1 protein-coding gene and 1 pseudogene are annotated in these 1,371 nt (G+C 60.5%); both read left to right on the forward strand.

What is annotated here, in order from left to right; translation table 11 throughout:
• Positions 1–28: 28 nt before the first annotated feature.
• Positions 29–115: pseudogene (locus BLP82_RS32260) on the forward strand (nucleoid-structuring protein H-NS); the annotation flags it as partial.
• A 675-nt stretch (positions 116–790) separates the two neighbouring features.
• Complete coding sequence (locus BLP82_RS30010; protein WP_092177197.1) at positions 791–1,177, forward strand: DUF6124 family protein; 387 nt, start codon at positions 791–793, stop codon at positions 1,175–1,177.
• Positions 1,178–1,371: the final 194 nt, after the last annotated feature.

Below are 1,371 nucleotides of genomic sequence, written 5' to 3' on the forward strand. Positions count from 1 at the left end.
CTCCGTGGGCCGCCGCGAAGGGCCATCCATGGCCCAGCGCGGCTACCTCGGCATCCATGCCGAGGTGCCCACTGCGCAATACCTGCGTTCGGCCAGCGTGGTCAACGGGGCCCCCAGATCAAAAGCCCGCCGAGGCGGCCTTATAGCCGGCCTGGCTCTTGCGGGGGTGTACACCCATCAGACTTGTTTGAGCTGGACCTGTGGGAGCAAAGCTTGCTCGCGAGGCGACCTGATAGCCGACCAGGTGCTCACGGTCGTGCTCCGATCCAATTTGTGGGAGCGGGCTTGCTCGCGAAGGCGGCGGTACATTCGGCATTGATGCAAGCAGACCCACCGCTATCGCGAGCCAGCTCGGCTCCCACCGGGACCGGCGGTGGGCACTGATCTTATAAACGACCAAAAACCTGTGTGGGAGCGAGCTTGCTCGCGATGGCGGTCTGACAGCCGACCAAGCTTTGTGGGAATGGTCGGACACACTTCCTGATTCAAGCAGATTTTTCCGACGAGTTCTGGCGGTTGCCGGGTGGGAAGGGCTGTCGCTAACCTTTTTCCGCCGCTGCAAATTCAGCGGCCGGGCCTGGAAACCCGATGAGTAAAAGGCATATCAGCGAGTCCCGTGAGATACTGCGGCGCTTTGAGCGTTCAGTTCTGCGTTATGGCGGCTGTGCGCGGGAGACTTTCGAGTCTACCGGGTTTGCCTTTTACCTCGGTTTTCCAGCCCGTGCATAGCTGCCACCCTCTCGCCTGGAAACGGGAGATGGCGGTTCCACTACGTAAAAGGAACTACATCATGTTCAAAGCCACACCCAATCCCCCCGAAACCGCTTCCTCATCAGCCCACGCCGGGCTCGATCCCCAAAAACTTGATGAAGCCGCCAAACGCGCCATCGACCATTATCTCGACCCCAAGCCTCAAGCCAAAAAGAAACAACCCTCAAGCCAGCTGTTCTCTGTCGCGGAAAGCGCAGACACCGAAACTCTCCTAGCCAACCTCAGCGAAACCCTGGCTTCCGCCAGCGCCATGCTTGGCGATCTAACCTTCGACTTGGAAGGCTCGCGTCGGCATTTCGCCCTGGGGATCCAGCAGATGATCGAGCTCAGTGAGTTGTTGGCGAATCGGGCGTTGGATATCGTCGACCCACGCTGGATGCTGGACAACGTCAATACACGACCCTGACCGCACCGCGCGCAAAAGCGAGCAAGCCTACTGGAGAAACGCGATCACCCTAAACCAGGCCGGCTCTCAGGCCGCCTCGCGTCGGACGTTGATCTCGGCGCCCCGTTAACCACGCTGGCCGAACGCAGGTATTGTGGAGTGGGCATCCCGGCATGGATGCCGGGATAGCTGCGCTGGGCCATGGATGGCCCTTC

This window comes from Pseudomonas sp. NFACC37-1 (assembly GCF_900101575.1).
Lineage (GTDB): Bacteria > Pseudomonadota > Gammaproteobacteria > Pseudomonadales > Pseudomonadaceae > Aquipseudomonas > Aquipseudomonas fluorescens_AA.

Excerpts from the sequence above, each read along its gene's own strand:
- BLP82_RS30010 (WP_092177197.1), top strand. The coding sequence starts at position 791 with ATGTTCAAAGCCACACCCAATCCCCCCGAAACCGCTTCCTCATCAGCC.